Annotated in this window: 22 protein-coding genes; 1 reads left to right on the forward strand and 21 read right to left on the reverse strand. The window is 40.9% G+C overall.

Features of this window, described 5'->3' with window-relative positions; all coding sequences use genetic code 11:
- Positions 1-27: 27 nt before the first annotated feature.
- From VEIS1202513_RS08150 to pduB (VEIS1202513_RS08240), 19 genes are all read right to left on the reverse strand, one after another.
- A complete protein-coding gene (locus tag VEIS1202513_RS08150) occupies positions 28-294 on the reverse strand; it encodes a EutN/CcmL family microcompartment protein (protein WP_024066335.1) in 267 nt (88 codons plus the stop codon).
- The gene (gene pduM / locus VEIS1202513_RS08155; RefSeq protein WP_244856242.1) at positions 281-784 is read right to left on the reverse strand and encodes a PduM family microcompartment protein; all 504 of its coding nucleotides are present in this window, start codon (positions 782-784) and stop codon (positions 281-283) included. The genes VEIS1202513_RS08150 and pduM overlap by 14 nt, the downstream gene beginning before the upstream one ends.
- The gene (gene eutJ / locus VEIS1202513_RS08160) at positions 774-1,613 is read right to left on the reverse strand and encodes an ethanolamine utilization protein EutJ (RefSeq protein WP_213467261.1); all 840 of its coding nucleotides are present in this window, start codon (positions 1,611-1,613) and stop codon (positions 774-776) included. Before eutJ ends, pduM begins: the two co-directional genes overlap by 11 nt.
- 10 nt (positions 1,614-1,623) lie before the next feature.
- On the reverse strand, positions 1,624-2,244 hold the full coding sequence (pduL, locus tag VEIS1202513_RS08165; RefSeq protein ID WP_195186403.1) for a phosphate propanoyltransferase: 621 nt from the start codon (positions 2,242-2,244) through the stop codon (positions 1,624-1,626).
- 6 nt (positions 2,245-2,250) lie between these two features.
- Positions 2,251-2,526, reverse strand: a complete 276-nt coding sequence (pduA, locus tag VEIS1202513_RS08170; protein ID WP_005385294.1) for a propanediol utilization microcompartment protein PduA — start codon at positions 2,524-2,526, stop codon at positions 2,251-2,253.
- A 26-nt stretch (positions 2,527-2,552) separates the two neighbouring features.
- Positions 2,553-2,996, reverse strand: a complete 444-nt coding sequence (locus VEIS1202513_RS08175; RefSeq protein ID WP_195186402.1) for a BMC domain-containing protein — start codon at positions 2,994-2,996, stop codon at positions 2,553-2,555.
- A gap of 22 nt (positions 2,997-3,018) precedes the next feature.
- On the reverse strand, positions 3,019-3,861 hold the full coding sequence (pduB, locus tag VEIS1202513_RS08180) for a propanediol utilization microcompartment protein PduB (protein WP_213467262.1): 843 nt from the start codon (positions 3,859-3,861) through the stop codon (positions 3,019-3,021).
- A gap of 2 nt (positions 3,862-3,863) precedes the next feature.
- Positions 3,864-4,145, reverse strand: coding sequence for a propanediol utilization microcompartment protein PduA (gene pduA / locus VEIS1202513_RS08185; RefSeq protein WP_005385289.1), 282 nt, complete (start codon positions 4,143-4,145; stop codon positions 3,864-3,866).
- Positions 4,146-4,189: 44 nt separating this feature from the next.
- Positions 4,190-5,197 (reverse strand): nicotinate-nucleotide--dimethylbenzimidazole phosphoribosyltransferase, encoded by a 1,008-nt coding sequence (locus VEIS1202513_RS08190; RefSeq protein WP_178885597.1) that lies wholly within the window; start codon positions 5,195-5,197, stop codon positions 4,190-4,192.
- Positions 5,198-5,215: 18 nt separating this feature from the next.
- A complete protein-coding gene (locus VEIS1202513_RS08195) occupies positions 5,216-5,656 on the reverse strand; it encodes a EutP/PduV family microcompartment system protein (RefSeq protein WP_129823408.1) in 441 nt (146 codons plus the stop codon).
- A 13-nt stretch (positions 5,657-5,669) separates the two neighbouring features.
- Entirely contained in the window at positions 5,670-6,032 is a 363-nt protein-coding gene (gene eutS / locus VEIS1202513_RS08200; RefSeq protein WP_038117203.1) for an ethanolamine utilization microcompartment protein EutS, read from the reverse strand.
- 85 nt (positions 6,033-6,117) lie between these two features.
- The gene (locus tag VEIS1202513_RS08205) at positions 6,118-6,840 is read right to left on the reverse strand and encodes an MIP/aquaporin family protein (RefSeq protein WP_213467263.1); all 723 of its coding nucleotides are present in this window, start codon (positions 6,838-6,840) and stop codon (positions 6,118-6,120) included.
- Between the two features lie 10 nt (positions 6,841-6,850).
- Entirely contained in the window at positions 6,851-7,906 is a 1,056-nt protein-coding gene (locus tag VEIS1202513_RS08210) for a cob(I)yrinic acid a,c-diamide adenosyltransferase (protein ID WP_213467264.1), read from the reverse strand.
- A 27-nt stretch (positions 7,907-7,933) separates the two neighbouring features.
- Positions 7,934-8,308, reverse strand: a complete 375-nt coding sequence (locus tag VEIS1202513_RS08215; protein WP_213467265.1) for a glycerol dehydratase reactivase beta/small subunit family protein — start codon at positions 8,306-8,308, stop codon at positions 7,934-7,936.
- Positions 8,305-10,131, reverse strand: coding sequence for a diol dehydratase reactivase subunit alpha (locus tag VEIS1202513_RS08220; RefSeq protein WP_213467266.1), 1,827 nt, complete (start codon positions 10,129-10,131; stop codon positions 8,305-8,307). Before VEIS1202513_RS08220 ends, VEIS1202513_RS08215 begins: the two co-directional genes overlap by 4 nt.
- 18 nt (positions 10,132-10,149) lie before the next feature.
- Positions 10,150-10,680 carry a diol dehydratase small subunit gene (locus VEIS1202513_RS08225; RefSeq protein WP_105089792.1) on the reverse strand — a complete coding sequence of 177 codons (531 nt, stop codon included), beginning with the start codon at positions 10,678-10,680 and terminating at the stop codon, positions 10,150-10,152.
- Between the two features lie 11 nt (positions 10,681-10,691).
- Positions 10,692-11,390 (reverse strand): propanediol/glycerol family dehydratase medium subunit, encoded by a 699-nt coding sequence (locus VEIS1202513_RS08230; protein WP_126413469.1) that lies wholly within the window; start codon positions 11,388-11,390, stop codon positions 10,692-10,694.
- A gap of 9 nt (positions 11,391-11,399) precedes the next feature.
- On the reverse strand, positions 11,400-13,061 hold the full coding sequence (locus VEIS1202513_RS08235) for a propanediol/glycerol family dehydratase large subunit (RefSeq protein WP_156719209.1): 1,662 nt from the start codon (positions 13,059-13,061) through the stop codon (positions 11,400-11,402).
- 21 nt (positions 13,062-13,082) lie between these two features.
- Entirely contained in the window at positions 13,083-13,784 is a 702-nt protein-coding gene (pduB, locus tag VEIS1202513_RS08240) for a propanediol utilization microcompartment protein PduB (RefSeq protein WP_038124004.1), read from the reverse strand.
- Positions 13,785-14,272: 488 nt separating this feature from the next.
- On the opposite strand from pduB (VEIS1202513_RS08240), the gene VEIS1202513_RS08245 reads away from it, so the two are divergent.
- On the forward strand, positions 14,273-15,163 hold the full coding sequence (locus VEIS1202513_RS08245; protein ID WP_213467267.1) for a PocR ligand-binding domain-containing protein: 891 nt from the start codon (positions 14,273-14,275) through the stop codon (positions 15,161-15,163).
- Between the two features lie 34 nt (positions 15,164-15,197).
- Here VEIS1202513_RS08245 and VEIS1202513_RS08250 read toward each other — a convergent pair whose 3' ends face one another.
- The gene (locus VEIS1202513_RS08250; RefSeq protein ID WP_213467200.1) at positions 15,198-16,136 is read right to left on the reverse strand and encodes an IS30 family transposase; all 939 of its coding nucleotides are present in this window, start codon (positions 16,134-16,136) and stop codon (positions 15,198-15,200) included.
- Between the two features lie 203 nt (positions 16,137-16,339).
- Entirely contained in the window at positions 16,340-17,161 is an 822-nt protein-coding gene (locus VEIS1202513_RS08255) for a MetQ/NlpA family ABC transporter substrate-binding protein (protein WP_156719207.1), read from the reverse strand.
- Between the last annotated feature and the right edge of the window lie 176 nt (positions 17,162-17,337).

Below are 17,337 nucleotides of genomic sequence, written 5' to 3' on the forward strand. Positions count from 1 at the left end.
CTCTGGCACCAGCTATTTCCTATACAATTATTTTTCAAAACTATCAATAATACCCACAATAGCACAATCTACTGCGGTGCCTTTATCATCTTCGAAAATATGCCGTGCCGATGAGCCTCGAGTTAGAAGCACATATTCACCTTCACCAGCACATACTGTATCGACGGCGATTTCTATGCGCCCCGTCAACTCTTGTTCTCCATCGAGAATGTCCACCATCATCAGTTTCATTCCCTTTAGAGATTCATGCTTTTGAGTAGATACAATACTACCCACTACTTTACCGACTTGCATACTTCTCGTTCCCTTCAATTATTGTGATACCTAAGCGCTCGATTTCATCACGAGCAGCCATGGTGAACCGTTGTCCCCTATATATGACGATAATAGACTGACTTTCACAAGATCTAACAAAAGAGGCCGTTATCCACGCTTGATGACTGGCATATATAGGACGACCAAATTTATCTAGAAATTTGATAGGCCAATCTAAAATGACTGATGGATTCATCAACGAGGTTACAGGAACTGCTAGGTGTATCGTCACCTCACAGTCATACGCTAATGCACGATGTAAATAGGCAACCCAAGGCACCAATGTATCGCACATTAACTCTCGTATATGACCATAATCTATACCAGCGAAAGAAATGAGTTGGTTCTGCAACAATATATGCTCATCATAGCTATTGCACTCTGTGACCATAAAAGTAGCAGTGGATGTCATGCGCTTTTCTAGGCGTTCTAGCACCAGTTTAACTAATGCATCCATATTAATACTCACTTCCCATGGCAATCCCTAAGGGCGTTACAAACTCTGGATATAATGGCTTATCTACGGGTAATCCTATATATTGACTGAAAGTCTTTGTGAACTCCTCAAAATTAGAGGCACCGCCCACAACAACAATAGGAGTCCCCTTTTCATAGCCGCCCTCTTGTAACGCACGCTTAGAAATAGCTGCCATTTTCTCTACAACCGGCCGTATGGTTGCATATACATCTCGTTTATTAGCTTCATTGCGCTTATAGGCCTCTGCTTCAGGGATGGAAATCCCATAGGCTCCGCTAATAACAAGGTTCATATGGGTGCCTCCTGTAGGCTCATCTACGGTATATACAACTCGGCCATCTTTTAAAATGCTTATGCCCGTAGTACCACCACCGACGTCGATAACAGCGCCATCGGTGATGCCTAGCACATTAGCAGCAGCGGTAGGTTCGTCTAGAATGCAGGTCACTTCAAAACCGGCACTTTCAAGAACATGACCTACTACCTCTTTATTCTTGCCTATCGTTCCAGGTGGAACAGCTGCTGCGGCATATACAAGTTCTGTACCTAAGGCTGCTTCCGCCTTAGCCTTTAGCTCTCGCGTAATCGTAACAGCTCCCACATAGTCAACTACAAGGCCATCTCGAATAGATTCGTTGTATTCAAAAGCACCATATATAGGTTTACCTTTATCGTTTACTACGGATAGGACAATAGATGATGTACCAAGGTCGATGCCTACGCGCAAATTCTTTTGATTATGAGAGCTCACTTGTTTGGACTCTACAAGATCAAAGAACTCTTGCAAGGTATTATTTGCCTTTTTCAAACCTTTCATCATATCACCTACTTTACTGTATAATTCTCGCCATCACTGTACCTTGTACATTGGCAGCATTTGCCTCATCTGTATCAATATGGAGCTCTAGAACAAAACCGGGTACGGCCCGAACGATGACATCACCAAATACAGTGGTGCGCTCTGGCGTTTGAAGTTCAACATTAACGCTATCGCCATCGTTTACAGAAAGTCGTTTTGCATCATCAGGTGACATATGGATATGTCGTTTTGCAACGATGCAAATAGGTTTTGTAATTTCCCCATTTTCAGTACATAGAGTAATCTCTGCGGCTGATTCTAAATGACCAGATAGCACAATAGGAGGTTTTATACCCAATGCACGAGCATCGGTCAAAGATACCTCTACTTGTGACTGTTTTCTAAGAGGACCTAATACGCGGACGTTTTGAATGACCCCTTTAGGCCCCACTAAAGTAACTGTTTGTTCTGAAGCAAATTCTCCAGTTTGTTTTAAGTCACTTTTTTTAGTAATAGCCTGGTTAGGGAATAATATATCCCAGTCCTCCTGACATAGATGGACATGTCTATTGCTCACACCTACGGGAATGGACGATTCGAACATGGCTTCGATCACTTCTCGTACGATAGCACGAATCTGTTCCCGATCCATAAGCTATTATCCTTTCTTAGGTAAGATCAATTCTACATCGCTATGAGGGCGTGGAATTACATGAGTAGATACTACTTCACCTACTTTTTGTGCTGCTGCACAACCCGCATCAACAGCCGCTTTTACAGCGCCTACATCACCGCGAACCATCACTGTTACAAGACCGGAACCGATTTTTTCAGTACCTTCTAATGTAACGTTAGCTGCTTTTACCATTGCGTCAGCCGCTTCAATTGCGCCTACTAAACCTTTTGTTTCTACCATGCCTAATGCGTTATTCATGATAATCTCCTTTATTATTTACTACTTTATTTCTTTTTAGGGTTTTTCTTTGGTGTTATTTTCTTTGTACCTGTTGATTTAGAACTTTTCGGTTCCATGATCGTAGATACTATCTCATCTAACACCTCAACAACCTTTTCATCTAATTGGGGTTTCTCTGTTTCATCAGCTACCTTAGCCGGCTTATCTGTAAAATCATCATTAAAGGATTCGACTAAGCCTTCTGCAGGTCGAGGAATTACTTTGTGAGCTACATACAAGTTCATACCTTTTGTAATCGCCACACCGGTTTGAACAGCTGCTTCAACAGCTCCCACATCACCAGCAACCTTTACGGTCATCCAGCCAAGTCCTCTCGCCTTTTCTATTCCTATGAGCCGTACATTTGCAGCTTTAACCATTGCATCTGATGCGGTGATAGCCCCCAGTAAACCAGCTACTTCTAGTAACCCTAGTGAATCTTTCACCATGCCACCTCCCGACGTTTATTCATTAGATGATGTAAGCATTACCTTTGTTTTTAGGTCTTTCTCCCATAGTTTCTAGTAACGCTAACCCCACATCACGTGCTGCTTTTACAGCTTGTTTAACAGCGCCAGAGTCACCAGAAATTAGTAAAACAACTTCATTTGACATATCTGAGCTCGATGGAGACTGATAATCTACCACATCTACATTAGCTGATTTAACTGCTGTATCTGCCATAACTACACCTATTGCTGCTGGGGCACCTACTAATAACCCAAAGGCTTTACCTTCTGGTGTCCCAAAAGCAGTGACTAATGCTTCTCCTGCACGCGCTGTATATTGCACCTCCACATGGCCTGCGTCATTCATATATACTTCGCCAAAGGTGCGTTCTAATTCACGTAATGCTACTTCCACAGAACGTCTTACATCGGATACGTCATCGCCACCAAATATGATAAGGGAACCAGAACCAGCGCCACCTTTCATATCACGGGCCAGTTCAATGCTAACAATCTCTGTATTCGTTGCTTTTACAGCTTCATCAGCGGCCATAATTTGCGGCCCTGCACCTGTACGTGAACCTAAGATACCGATGGATCGATATGACTTAGTGAGCTTCATAGCTTCCAATACTTGACTATCAACATTGGCAATTACGAGACCAATTGTATCGCCTGTTGTAGTGCTACCTACGTGTTCAGTAATCATAGAAGTTTGTAGTTGACTTACAGCAGGTGAACTTACAGGTGGCGAAGCACATGATGCATTACTAGTCGCGCCTGAAGTTTTGCTTAAATCAGCACTATCGATACGCATCAATACGCGCTTTAAAATCTCATCTACCATACTATTAGTATCGGCCATAATTATTCACCCTTTGTTGGTAAAATACCTTCTACATCTTTATGTGGTCTTGGAATTACATGAGTAGAGATAACAATACCTACCCGTTCTGCAGCAGCTGCACCTGCGTCTACAGCAGCTTTTACAGCACCTACATCACCACGAACCATAACAGTAACGAGACCAGAGCCAATTTTTTCATTGCCTACGAGTTCCACATTAGCTGCTTTAAGCATTGCATCAGCTGCTTCAATAGCGCCTACTAGACCCTTAGTTTCCACCATACCTAATGCTTCTTGTGTCATCTGTTTTCTCTCCTTTTACAATACATAGAATAAAGATTACAAATTTATTTTTCTAATAGTTCCACCATAGTACCTATATTCATAAAGGCAAAGTGCGCTGTTTTAAGTAGTTGTACCATGAGTACAGCACCAGTACCTTCACCTAACGCCATTTGTCCATGGATTGGAACTTCATCAAGACGAATATTTGCATAAGCCAATGCTGCGGCCATCCCTACCTCGCGAGAATAATGAGATGGGATACCATATAATGGAGCGTCTCCATTCATTTGAGTAGCACAAGCCATGGCAACGGCTGTAATATATCCATCGATTACAAATGGGATATGTAAGTCTGTACAAGCTACCATAGCACCTGTAATAGCGGCTATATCAAAGCCACCTACGCGGCTAATTACCTCTTTAGGACTATTTAAGTGTCCCTTATGATGAGATAGTGCAGTACGTACAAACTCTCTTTTTTGATTCATGTACGCCTCTTCATCAGGGCCAGATCCAGGACCTACAGTTATCCGTGGGTCTAGTTTTGTAAGACCACTTAGGACAGCTGCTGAAGTAGTCGTATTACCAACACCCATTTCGCCAAAGGAAAATAAATTGATACCCGATTCTGCATAGTAAACAACTCGGTTATATCCAGCTTGGTATGCTAGGTCAAACTCTTCATCACTCATAGCAGCACCATCTAATATATTCTTTGTGCCTTGAGCTACCTTTCGATTTATCCCAATACCTTGTGGGCACGCAATGCCTACATCTACCACTTCATAAGGAATATGGTTAAAGATACAGTAATTAGCAACTGCACTTTTACCATCAATCATATTCTGAGACTGTTTACGAGTAATCTCATAGTTATAACCGATTAGGCCATCTACGGAAATACCATTATCTGCAGAAAAGATAATATGCTGAGCCTGAATCTCAGGTTTCATATCTTGCCAAGCGAGACACATTTTTTTGAAATATCGTTCCCATAGACCCAAGCTTTTTGGAATGATCGCCTTATTTAAAATAAATTGATTAAGTTGTTCTTCAAACACTTTGTCCATGGAAAAACCTTCTTTCAACTAACCGTATATGTAGTTACATAATTGTTTTAACGACTCTTCGTCGTGAACTGATATTTCAAAAATATTAGTGGCTCCCGCTAGTTTAAGATTGCGCCGAGGCGCCTCAACATCTTTACCCGTATCCACCTTTGATACAACCCCTATAACCTCGCGATTTAAGGAGTTTCCAAAGTTTGGTGGGAATATGGTTGTTTCATCACCTGCAGGAATCATGAAAATCACTACGTCCGCATCATAGGCGTGCAAGATAATGCCTCGATAGTAATTAGGATTCTCCATATATTCTCCAGGGGTATCGATGAAGTTTCCCACTCTCGTTATGGCTTGTGTCTTATGATACGTAGCCGAGCCATGAGTAATCGTATCTGCTAATGTAGTCTTACCACAACCGCTACGACCTACTAGAAGGATGCGTTTTTCTTTCTTTTCGGTGCTCATAATTACCCTTTCATTAGGATCTAGTTAAATCCGTTGGGAAAAAGCCTAAAATACGTTGAAGACCTTCAATTACACTGCGCAATGCAGATTCAACAGCAGATACATCACCAGTTATGAGAAGTGCCCCCGAAAATCTATCGATGAAACCAATTTCGATATCACCGGATTTACTTGCAATATCGGCTGCAATAATGGTCCCTTCGCCAGGTGTTATGGTAAGAATTCCAATGGCATTGCGTCCTTTTTCCTCAAGCCCCATTTTTCTAAATAGATCTGGCTTAGGATTGGCAATAACATGAGCTATCGTAACCTGCTTTCCGGGTACAAACTCTTGTATGATGCGCTGTTTTGCATCAATTACCTCTTGAAAGGCCATATAATCTCCTCCTAATGTAATATGTATTCTTTAAACTATACTGACATGTTATAGTTTGTCGTTGTTTTATATACTCTAGCTATAATTAAGGTGCCACTAATTGGAAGAACAATACAGCTAAGCCTGCCCCAATCAATGGGCCAATAAATGGTACCCATGCATATTGCCAGTTCGCAGTTCCTTTATTAGGAATCGGTAATAAGAAATATGCTAACCGTGGACCAAAGTCACGGGCTGGATTTAATGCATATCCAGTAGTTGCACCAAAGGACATACCAATGGATGCTACCAAAATACCGATGACAATAGGTGCTAAACCATCGGCCATTTTTCCTAAGCAGAGAATCGCTAGCATAAACATAAATGTTGCTATAATCTCAGATATCAAATTGAAAGGTTTATTATCGATTGCTGGACCTGTTGCAAAAATCCCTACACAGTTTCCTTCGTCAGGACCGGTTACTTTAAAGTGTGGATAATAGAACAATGCAGCAATAGCAGCACCTGTAAAACCACCTGTAATTTGAGCTATGGACATTGGAATGACTTGATCCCAAGGGAATATACCTGCTACAGCAAGAGCAAAGGTAACGGCAGGGTTCAAATGCCCCGGGCCACCAAGTGTAATCCCTACATATACACCAAAGGCTACGGCAAATGCCCATCCGAAGATAATGTGTAGCCAGTTAGTACCAAAAATACTAACAATAGTTTTCTTTAATAAGATAGATGCATTGGTAGTATTACCAAATGCAATTAAAACGGCAGTACCAACAAACTCACTAATATACATTTGCGTTACGTCCATTGTTTTCACCTCATTGAGTTAACAGAGATTGTAATGCATGAGATGCAATGTCCATATCCTGTGCCACGGTACCACCGCTAATGCCTAGTCCACCAATCATTTTTCCATTAATCATGATTGGATATCCGCCACCAAAGGTGCAAATTTTACGGTTTACCATGGATTCTATGTTGAATAGATCGCCATCAGGCTGTGCGCTTGGATGTATTTCATGAGTTGCTGATTTAAGCGCCACTGCGGTGTACGCCTTTGCCTGTGCGATGTCGTTACTGATGAGCAATGCATCTGACATACGTTGGAAATACATTAATATACCGTTTGCATCTACTATAGATACAACGATAGGTACGCCTATGGACTGAGCGTAGTCCATTGCCGCTTGTGAAAGCTTCGTCATAATATGTTCTAACTCTGTTCCAGTTGACATATCAATAACTCCATTTTCAGCAGTATGCTCTATATTACCTACGCCTTGATTGCTTTCTGTCAGTATTTCCTCACGACTAGTTGCTACACGTTCTGAAACGCGTTCTACAATTGTTTCTACAAATTGTATATAGTCTTCCATGCGAGCCATGATATACAGAGCATCAGATAGTCGATTAATAAATTTACGAACCTCATCGCGAATTGGTTCTACAGAACCTAAGCTAATAAGTAACCGTTCACCACGACGACAGATTGTGCGCGCCACATGTAGCTCTGCAGCAGATAAATAATTCCCGCTTAATATAAAGCTATGTTGCTGCGGCAATCGCTTTGTATAGTCATCGATCAAACGTTCTAAGTCGCTTATATCTTGTTGTGAAATCAAATTGCTACTTTCACTAAGATGTTCCACATGAGGCGTGGCTACCTCCGCACATAAGCGGAATAGCTGATGTTGTAATGTGTGAAGCACATGTTTATTGTCTGGTGAGACGACTAATTTCTCACATACACTAACCTGTGCATTTAATTCATCAAAGGTTCCATATGTGTCCACACGAGGTGAATTTTTAGGTACTCTAGTGCCATCAAATAAGGCTGTTGTGCCTGCATCACCGGTTTTCGTATAAATAGCCATATGCACCACCTCTAAAGTTAGTTAGATTTAAAAAGCTACTTCCAGTCGTTCATCAGAAACGAAAGGATTACCTTTTACAAGGCGGGCTGCATTGACACCTAAGGTGCGTAAGCTATCTGGATATTGAGCATAACCCGTAAGTCGATAAATAAATTGATCCGTTGGTATGTTTTTATAGGTCAACACAATCGCCTCATCATCAACGCCTATCCCAACAGATAAAGCGGAATTACGAGATGCTAGGTCAGCCAATGTCATATGCGTACCACTATGAGACTCAAAAACAACAGGTAGACCTTCCTCTTCAATTCCATATAGAACGGGTTTTAGTATATCCTCACTGATATGCTCTGTAGCATACAGCAATATGGTTGGCTTACTTACGATACTTTGATCCATCATAGGCCTCCCTTCTGTGCATAGGATAATACCAATCCTGTTGCTACCGCATTTCGTGCCCCTTCAACGCCTCGAATATTGCCTCGCCCCGCTACTAATGCATATTGTGAAAGTGCATCGGTTACGAGTTGAGGAATTTCAAAGTCTAATGCAGAACCACCTACGATAACTACGAATGGTATATCTCGCACATTATGAGTAGGACTAACAGATGCCAAAGCGCGGAGTGAATTTGTGACAAATACCCGTTTCTTTGCGGTTTGACGAACACGCTTAATCTTTTCTAGAGGGATATCTCGCTCTACAGGAACGAGCCCATCTGGCGTTACGATAACAACGCGGCCAAACAATGCTGCTGGAAGTAGTTCATTAAAGAACTGCACCGTTCCATCTTCGTGACGAATGTGATATACACTGAGCACTTGAGCCAATGGATCTCGTTTAATAGATTCCGCAATATGCATATCCTCTAAACCAAGTTCGGAGTTAATTAGCATTGTTACCATATTTCCTGCGCCCGCAAGATGAATGGCTTTAATTTTTCCTTCTTGATTGATGATAGATGCATCGGTAGAGCCTGCTCCTAAGTCGAGTATGGCCATTGGTTTTGCTGTCCCTGGTGTAGTCAAAGCCCCTAAGATAGCTGATTCAGCCTCTTCACCACCGATTTCAACTGGTACGCCTAACTCTTTTTCTACCTGCTTTGCAATGATTTCCATTTGTAGATGATCTGACTTAACCATGGAGGCAATGCCTACGGCTTGTTCCATAGAGAACTCACCTGCAAGGCCACCCTTTACATTGATAGGAACAGCTACATCTACAGCTAGCAAGTCTTGGATGAATACATCTCGGGGGGATTTATTCGTCAATTGAGCCATTGTAAGGCGAACCTTTTCAAGCATGCCACCTACGTTCGTACCTGCTTCCCCGCTGATATCATCGATAGGATGAACAGATTCGAGGGTTTCCATAATTCTCTCTGCCCCAGCAGATACATCGACGGATACAGTTCTATCATTCCCCATAACAATGATAGATCCTGCTGGTATTACCCGCTCCTTAACGTCCCCTGCTGGTGTTTTGATGACTACAGCTGAGCGATTTCCGATAAGAGCTCTAGCAATAGGCACAATATTCTTTGTTTCCTCTGGAGAAAGCTCAAATACAGTGGCAATTCCATAAGGATTCGATAATTGTGATACCACTTGCCCCGGGTCTACAACCTCTACCGCAGAAAGCATGCCCATTGGGATTTTATCGATATACGCAACCTCGTCTACGATAGGAATTTTATGATCCAATCGATTGTTAACGAGTACGCCGTCATCGGCTTGAAGAATGGCAGCTCGAATATCATAACCTCGCTTACAGTACGCATTAATTAGCTGTGCTACCAATTCAAAATCGATAATCTTTGGAGCTACCACGATGTATGGCTGACCTTGTGGCTTATCAATCAGTTGCTCAATGGGAACTGTATAGCCTACGCCAAGGCCTAAACCACCTGGAGTTTTAGGATTGTGACCAATCATGGTAGATTCTGTAATTATGGTTTCTGTAATCGTTTCCATAGCCACATCACCAATAACTGGTGTAGCCTCATTAATACGAACTAAGTCAATGTCTCGTAGTGTAAGATTAGCAGACCTGATTAGCGACTTGAGGGCATCCATAAGACCTACGATATTTTCGCGTGTTCCTTTAATACCTGTGGTACTAGCGATGGCAGAAGATAAGAACTTTACCTCGCCATTGCTATGAATTTCGGCCAAGGCCACTTCTGTTGTAGAGTTTCCGATATCGATGCCAACAATTCGTTTCATAATGACATCTCCTATAGGTTAATTATCACCTTTAAGTTTTTTACGACGTTCGTAATTTTCTGCAGCTTCTCGTACAAAGTTTGCACAAATTGGAGCCCCTAAACCATCAAGTTCGCTAGCAATATCTAACAGTTCTTGTTTAGAAGAACGATATGGACGAAGTGCATTGTACATTTCAAGTAAACGTTTATCACTTACCTTCGTCATTTCTGCAGCGCGAGAGAAGTTGAGTTCAATTTGATCTCGGCCCCCAGCCTTAGCAATTTGACCTTGAGCTTTCAAAATGGATGGAGAAATTTTTAAATCGTCCATTGTGATATGTCCGGCCATTACGTTATCCATCGTAATATGGCTTAAGTCTCGACCTTGACCAAGATCAATCCATTCTGGATGTTTTTTAGCAATCGGATAATCTTCGATTGTAACTACTCTATCTACTGTATTCGTTGTAGATGGTGTATGAGGCGCTGAATACTGTGTTGTACTACCTTTCGCCCCTTCTATTTCAGATACGATCTGCCGAATTAAGGCTTCTAATTCGTTAGCCATAGTAAACCTCCTTATACAGTAACACGAACTTCATCAGCTGGCTTACCTTTTACTACATGCTTAGTTTCCTTGATATGAAGCAATGCAGATAATGCTTGATATTTTGGACGAGCCATTTGATCGTTCAATGTTGGTACTGGTGTTGGGGATTCGCCCTTAGCATATTTAGCAGCATTTTTACCGATAGCACGGTATGTTTCAGCTGTTAATAGCGGTGCTTGAGGGAATAATTCCAAATTTGAAAGTGGTTGTAAATCGCGTTGGTGAATCAAAGTAGTACCTTTAGATTGAATACCGATGCATACACCAGATCCAGAAATAGAATCGCCTTCAACGGCTACGGCCGCTACGTCAGAGGAACGGTATACGCGAATTACACGAGCTTTTAAACCTTCTTCTTCTATACCAGCTACTAATTGGCGAATCACCTCTTGATGCGGTACACCAACGATAGTTTGTCGTTGACTACGGCCAAAGGCAGGGCCAACAGCAATAACTACTTCATCTGCGCTTGTACCAGGTTGTGCAGGGCCACCAGTTTGGAGCCAGCTATCGTCACCAGTTGGATCTTCATGTCTAGGAGCCGCACTTGATGTTGTGCTTTCACCAACACTAGCCTTGAATTGTGGTGCCTCATGAACACCACCCATTTCTTGTAAAACGTCTAGGATAATAGAACGTAATACATCTCTGTTAATTTCAGCCATCATGACACCTCCTTATATATCCCGTGGATCAATGGCGTTTGGAATATCTTTAATGCGTTCCCAATCTTCACCTTCCACACGATAACCTGTGCCAACACCTTGATAGTCATTTCTATTGTTAATCGCGGAGATAACATTGAAATCACGGTCAAAGATGGCCGATGTTTGTAAGTAATCGCCGGAGATTTTTTGTTTTAATAAGTTCAAAATACTTTGTGCTACATCTTGATGACCTTCTTTAGCTAAGCCTTTTACGAAGTCAACGCCTGTAACACCACGGTTCAACAAGTCTTGAGCCGCTTTAATATCTGCAACCTTGTCGCGAGGAGGCATATCTTTAGAGCCATTCGCATAAGTAGCGGCCTCTACCTCTTGATCTGTAATTGGAGGCAAACCTAATGCTTTGAACAAAGCTTGTAGTGCACGAGCCGCTTTATTACGAACTGCTACTACTTCTTCTTCGCGAGCAGGGATAAGACCGCCATTTACCTTAAGGTCACGTTGGATAACTGTCCAGTCATCATAGTCCTCTGCATCCCAGTTGGATCCAGCAAACATGTTGTCATAGTTTGGTGTAGAGCTATAACCAGAGCAGATAAAGTCAGTACCTGGTGCAAATTGCATCAATGTACGAGCTGTTCTACGCAAATCAGAATGACTAAATGTTTGGTCATTACTAGATGCACATTCTAGGTCGAGCATAGCTGCTACAAGGTTTTCTGCTAATACAGCGCGGATACCAGAAGGTACAGCTGCTGGAATACCGATACAGCTTACAGAACCATTTTGGATACCTTGTACGCCAGCGCCTTTTGTGATGTATAGGCAACGGATTTCAAGGTACAACATAGATTTACCTTCTGCTTGGCCCATTTGTACTTCAGAACCTGTACCAGAGGTGAAGCGCATTTTAAGACCACGAGATGCATAAGCAGATGCGAGGAATCCTTTAGACCAAGGTGTATCATCACCATCGGTAAATACGTCTTCTGTACCATATACGGAAATTGTTTCTGCATAGGCTGTGAAGCCACGCATGCCAAGTTCCAATTCTGTCGCTTCTTCCAAGGAGCATTGAGTCAATACACCTGGACGACCACATTGAGAGCCTACGAGTAAGCTAATCGCATTGAGTGGTGCGTAACGAGCAACAGCTACTGTTGTTTCTTCTTCTGCGAACCCACGAAGTGCACCTTCCGCAGCATCCGCTGCGATTTGCACTGGATTGTCGTTTACGTTCGTTACATGGGCTTGGTTAGCCATTGTACGACGAGCACGCATTTTTTGCATACATTGCATCATTTCAACAACGTTCATAGTAGAAACAACTTCCAACATTTTCGCTGGAGTAATAGATTTACAAATCTTAACGATTTCTTCACGAGGCACTGATGGTGTAAGCATCATATTAGCAATCTCTTTTGAATCCTTTGCCATTGCTTCTTGAGCACCATCGAGAACGATACCGTAATTTGCAATAAATGTATCGATAAGATCAAAATCTTCGCGGCGTTTACCATCGAGTTCAACGATGCGACCACCTTCGATTTTGAGGCTAGGCTTTGGATCTTGAGGAGATTCCATGGCTATAAAACCTTCCTCTACCCATTCCTTTACATAACCATCCTGATTGACAGGACGTTGACTTAAGACTTCGAAACGTTTTGATTTCATAGGGCATACCATCCTTTCAGATTAGATATAGGAAGGGGCTCCGTTCACTGGTTCGTCACCCATCGTACCAAGCAATTGTTTACCTACTTCACGAGCAGAAATAACCGCTTGTCGTACAGCCCCAGAATCGCCAGAAATCTGTAAAATTACTTCGTTAGAATTACTTGTACCTGCAGAAGGAGATGCATAACCGATTACATCAACGTTTGCAGATTTAACAGCTACATCGGCCATAACTACGCCAATCGCTGCTGGAGCACCTACGATAAGGCCAAATGCTTTACCTTCAGGAGCGCCAAATGCTGCATTTACTGCATGACTAGCGCGTGCTGTATATTGAAGTTCAATATGACCAGCATCGTTTGCGTATACATCGCCAAAGGTGCGTTCCACTTCAGCTAGTGCTACTTCAATAGCGCGTTTTACATCGGATACATCATCACCACCAAAGATGATTAACGAGCCATGTCCTGCGCCACCTTTAGTATCACGAGGTAATTCAATGCTAACGATTTCAGTATTGGTTGCTTTTACTGCTTCATCAGCAGCCATAATGTGTGGGCCTGCACCAGTACGAGCACCTAAAATGCCGATGGAACGATATTTTTTCTTTAGTTTCATCGCATCTAATACTTGTTGATCTACGTTAGCAATTACGAGACCTATAGTATCACCAGTTTTACTAGTCCCTACAAATTCAGTTAATCCACATGTTGTCGCCATAATACCCTCCATACGTATAATGAAAGTATCAAAGTATCTATGTACAGAAAACTATGTTGCGGTATACCAATTTATATTTTTTATCATTTCTTTAATCATTCATATGTATGCAACCCTAAATTCTGTACACCATATATTACTATAGAGCATGCCTTGCTATTCAGTCACAACCCATCGGACTCAATCCTTTCTAAATACATGTACTATAAGGCTTTTATCTACCTTTATTATAAAAATTATTAAATGCAACTTTTTTATGTATATTCGTAAAATGCGATTTTTCTATTACTAAAATACGACAATCCTGTTATACTTATACATATAAAACAAGAAATAACGTAATTTTATAGGTATATGAATTTTAGGTGGTATGTCACTTTTCTCTTTTCTCAGGTTTAGAGCCTGCCCTTTAGATAGAGAGCAAGTAGAGCTTTTTTAGCGGTGTGCTTACTAGCCCTCTTAACACATTTGTGATTGGAGGTTTTACCATGATTTGTACGAATGAAGATACTAAGCTTATTAATGAAATCATGCGCGATTTCACAAACATAACAAAGATTGCGGCTATTTTTGTTAATAATCGTGGAAAAGTGTTATCTCAAGAATATAACTTTTCCCCTTTTTGCAAGGTTGTAAGGCGCAATCCAGCTTACGCAAAACGCTGCAATCAATGTGACCTATATGGTGGACTAGATGCTACAAAAGAACTATCCTCTTGTCCGTACCGCTGTCACATGGGCCTTATAGATTTCTCCGTGCCCATCATGAAAGATGGCGCCATCTTAGGCTTCATCATGGCAGGACAAACAAAAACAGAAGATACGACGATCAAACCTATTCTGCCTACCCAGACCGATTGGCATGATGACACTAAACTTCGCGCCTTATATCGGACCTTACCAGTTTTGACAGCCGAACAAATCTACAGTGCTACAAAGGTTTTACGGATTTTGGTAGAACACTACTTCCCATTTAACGATGCCATAGCAGAAGAGATGCCTTATGAACAATTGCCAGACTTTGTGGAGTCTGAACGACCTATTAATCGTCCAGAAATTCGAAAGGCTATGTTATATATAGAAAAAAATCTGAGCAAACGAGTGTCGCTCAGAAGGATTTCGGAACATATTCATTTAAGTGAGTCCTACTTCTCTAAGATTTTTAAAGACGATACGGGACTTTCAGTAGTGCAATATATAACACTATTACGCATACAAGAAGCGAAAAAACTATTAGTATATTCCCAACTAACAGTTAATCAGATCAGTAAAACATTGGGCTATAACAGAACTAGTTATTTCTGTAAAATTTTCAAAATGGCTACCACTGAAACACCACATTCATATAGAAAAAAATATGCAAAACCAATTCATCCTTAATATAAGATGAATTGCAATAAGTAATGCGACAAAATTAAATCAATTTTCTAATCTCATGTTTAAACATGTCAAATGGTGTTTTAAACCCAAGGCATTTCCTAGGTCGATTATTAATCAACATTAATGCTTCTGTTAGTTTATCTAGTGTAACTTTAGTTAAATCGGTTTTCTTAGGAAAAAATTCTCGAAGTAAACCATTACTATTTTCATTAGAACCTCGTTGCCATGCTGCATAGGCATCGGCAAAATACATGGGGATTCCAAACTCGTTTTCAACCTGTTCATAGCAAGCAAATTCCTTACCACGATCCACCGTAAAGGTTTTAAGTAATTTGCTGGTTAATGTATTGTACAGAGAACTAATAGCTAAAAACATAGAATCTTTAGATCGATCATTCATTTTTATGGCCACATAGAATCGTGTTTTACGTTCAACAAATGTAGCTAAACAGCCTTTGCTTTGACCTCTGGAAGAAACCATTGTATCTAGTTCCCAATGACCAAAAATCTCCCGGTTTTCAACTTCTTGAGGTCGTTCTTTAATGGTCCTTTTAACATTGAAGCGTCCACGGGTTTCCTGTGTGCCGGGCTTTTTTCCTTTCCGGCGAAGTACTTTCTCTGTTACAGCAAGAAAACCACGATGGATCCAAGAATATATTGTTTTAAAGCTTAGAACCCCAACTAATTCAGAACCAACTATTTCTTCTGGAGACCAAGTTTGTTGTAACCTGGATTCAATTAAAGCCGCTAATTGAGGGGTTAACTTTGTTGGTCTACCTTTATTAGCAGACTTACTAATTGCTAACTGTTGAGCTTTAATCGCAGAATATTCACCTTTAACGCGATTTAATTCTCTTGCTACAGTAGAATGGTGGACACCGATTAAGCTAGCAATTCTACGAACAGAGTATCCTTCTTTTCGTAAAACTTCTATTTGACTTCGTTTTTCTATGGTAAGATGTATGTAGCTCATATTAGAGACCTCCGTGTCATGTATTTGTGGTTATTTACATTTTACACGAGATCTCCAATATGAGTCTTTTTATTTGTCGCAATATATTTTACAATTCATCATAATAAAAAAGGCGTAACACCATTGGTGTTACGCCTTTTTCGTATCTATAGAGTTTGTCATGAGAAGGTATTGTATCAGATACATATATTATTAACGATCAATTAGAACGCTGGGATGATAGCTCCCTTGTAGTGTTCTTCGATGAACTTCTTAACTTCTGGAGATTGTAATGCTTTAGCTAATTTTTGGATAGCTGGTTTATTTTCATCACCAGGGTTAACAGAAAGAAGATTTGCATATGGAGAGTCAGCTTTTTCTACGAATAAGCCATCTTTTGTAGGATTAAGACCAGCTGGCAACGCATAGTTAGCATTGATTACTGCTGCATCTAAGTCTTGGATGGAACGAGGAATTTGAGCTGCTTCTAACTCAACAATTTGGATGTTTTTAGGATTGCTAGTCACATCGAATGGTGTGTTAGTCAAACCAGTTGGATCTTTCAATGTTACTAGACCAGCACTTTGCAACAAGAGAAGTGCACGAGCACTGTTTGTTGGGTCAGACGGGATAGCTACTTTTGCGCCATTTGGCAAGTCTTTCAAGTCTTTAATTTTTTGAGAGTAAATAGCCAATGGTTCGATGTGAACTGGTGCAAAGCTTACAAAGTTTGTACCATGATCTTTATTGTAGTTATTTTGGTAAGGTACGTTTGCAAAGAAGTTTGCATCTACTTCATGGCTAGATAGAGCCATATTTGGTTGGATGTAGTCTGTAAATTCAACGATTTGTAAGTCTACACCTTCCTTAGCCAAAATAGGTTTAACTTGTTCTAAAATTTCAGCATGAGGTACAGGATTTGCTGCTACCTTTAATACCTCTTTAGAGCCACTAGAGCTCGCGTTATTTGTGGAAGATCCACAACCACTAATCAATAAGGACGCACCTAGTACGGCCGTCGCTGCTAATGCTAACCATTTTTTCATGTAATCCTCCTATCTACGATGAAAACCTACATCTCGGACGAGGACTCATACGTATACAACATTCGTAGATATTATAATAAATCTATTTTTCTTATCTTGTATCTACATTTGATTATTTAATATTTTCGATGTAGTAAGTATATCAATTTAATTCCTACTCGTATAATAGATTTTAT

The sequence above is a fragment of the Veillonella orientalis genome, from assembly GCF_018406505.1.
GTDB lineage: Bacteria > Bacillota > Negativicutes > Veillonellales > Veillonellaceae > Veillonella > Veillonella nakazawae.

Excerpts from the sequence above, each read along its gene's own strand:
- VEIS1202513_RS08205 (WP_213467263.1), bottom strand. The coding sequence starts at position 6,840 with ATGGACGTAACGCAAATGTATATTAGTGAGTTTGTTGGTACTGCCGTT.
- VEIS1202513_RS08210 (WP_213467264.1), bottom strand. The coding sequence starts at position 7,906 with ATGGCTATTTATACGAAAACCGGTGATGCAGGCACAACAGCCTTATTT.
- VEIS1202513_RS08235 (WP_156719209.1), bottom strand. The coding sequence starts at position 13,061 with ATGAAATCAAAACGTTTCGAAGTCTTAAGTCAACGTCCTGTCAATCAG.
- VEIS1202513_RS08220 (WP_213467266.1), bottom strand. The coding sequence starts at position 10,131 with ATGAAACGAATTGTTGGCATCGATATCGGAAACTCTACAACAGAAGTG.
- VEIS1202513_RS08245 (WP_213467267.1), top strand. The coding sequence starts at position 14,273 with ATGATTTGTACGAATGAAGATACTAAGCTTATTAATGAAATCATGCGC.
- VEIS1202513_RS08230 (WP_126413469.1), bottom strand. The coding sequence starts at position 11,390 with ATGATGGCTGAAATTAACAGAGATGTATTACGTTCTATTATCCTAGAC.
- VEIS1202513_RS08175 (WP_195186402.1), bottom strand. The coding sequence starts at position 2,996 with ATGGTGAAAGATTCACTAGGGTTACTAGAAGTAGCTGGTTTACTGGGG.
- pduB (WP_038124004.1), bottom strand. The coding sequence starts at position 13,784 with ATGGCGACAACATGTGGATTAACTGAATTTGTAGGGACTAGTAAAACT.
- pduL (WP_195186403.1), bottom strand. The coding sequence starts at position 2,244 with ATGGATCGGGAACAGATTCGTGCTATCGTACGAGAAGTGATCGAAGCC.
- VEIS1202513_RS08195 (WP_129823408.1), bottom strand. The coding sequence starts at position 5,656 with ATGAGCACCGAAAAGAAAGAAAAACGCATCCTTCTAGTAGGTCGTAGC.
- VEIS1202513_RS08225 (WP_105089792.1), bottom strand. The coding sequence starts at position 10,680 with ATGGCTAACGAATTAGAAGCCTTAATTCGGCAGATCGTATCTGAAATA.
- eutS (WP_038117203.1), bottom strand. The coding sequence starts at position 6,032 with ATGGCCTTTCAAGAGGTAATTGATGCAAAACAGCGCATCATACAAGAG.
- pduB (WP_213467262.1), bottom strand. The coding sequence starts at position 3,861 with ATGGCCGATACTAATAGTATGGTAGATGAGATTTTAAAGCGCGTATTG.
- VEIS1202513_RS08150 (WP_024066335.1), bottom strand. The coding sequence starts at position 294 with ATGCAAGTCGGTAAAGTAGTGGGTAGTATTGTATCTACTCAAAAGCAT.
- VEIS1202513_RS08255 (WP_156719207.1), bottom strand. The coding sequence starts at position 17,161 with ATGAAAAAATGGTTAGCATTAGCAGCGACGGCCGTACTAGGTGCGTCC.
- VEIS1202513_RS08250 (WP_213467200.1), bottom strand. The coding sequence starts at position 16,136 with ATGAGCTACATACATCTTACCATAGAAAAACGAAGTCAAATAGAAGTT.
- VEIS1202513_RS08190 (WP_178885597.1), bottom strand. The coding sequence starts at position 5,197 with ATGGACAAAGTGTTTGAAGAACAACTTAATCAATTTATTTTAAATAAG.
- pduA (WP_005385289.1), bottom strand. The coding sequence starts at position 4,145 with ATGACACAAGAAGCATTAGGTATGGTGGAAACTAAGGGTCTAGTAGGC.
- VEIS1202513_RS08215 (WP_213467265.1), bottom strand. The coding sequence starts at position 8,308 with ATGATGGATCAAAGTATCGTAAGTAAGCCAACCATATTGCTGTATGCT.
- eutJ (WP_213467261.1), bottom strand. The coding sequence starts at position 1,613 with ATGATGAAAGGTTTGAAAAAGGCAAATAATACCTTGCAAGAGTTCTTT.
- pduA (WP_005385294.1), bottom strand. The coding sequence starts at position 2,526 with ATGAATAACGCATTAGGCATGGTAGAAACAAAAGGTTTAGTAGGCGCA.